Raw genomic sequence first — 249 nt, 5'->3', positions numbered from 1 at the left:
ATACGCGCCGGTGTATGCGTCCTCGACCTCACCCCGCGCTTCCGTGTAGCGTCCGTCCGGCAGAAGTCGCTGACGAATTCTCCCGTCGCTCGTGGCCCACAGCCCGACGTAGGGATGAGAATCAGTGGCGTTGTTCACTGGGCGGCCACGCGGTTATAGATCGCGTCCCGGGAGCGGACCACCGCTTCCCGGAGCCCATCGATGTCCACGCCAACCAGCTGCCCGGCCCACTTACGGGGGGCTCCTGCG

At 66.7% G+C, this 249-nt stretch carries 1 protein-coding gene; it reads right to left on the bottom strand.

Annotated features, from left to right (window positions below; translation table 11 throughout):
• A partial coding sequence (locus SB754_RS21980; RefSeq protein ID WP_410784422.1) for an Atu4866 domain-containing protein occupies window positions 1-138 on the bottom strand: 138 nt, incomplete at its 3' end.
• Window positions 139-249 lie beyond the last annotated feature (111 nt).

Origin of the sequence: Leifsonia sp. SIMBA_070 (genome assembly GCF_046534635.1) — a bacterium.
In the GTDB taxonomy this organism is placed as follows: domain Bacteria; phylum Actinomycetota; class Actinomycetes; order Actinomycetales; family Microbacteriaceae; genus Leifsonia.
The sequence above is the reverse complement of the archived record's forward strand: the minus strand, read 5'-3'. Positions and strand labels throughout refer to the sequence as shown.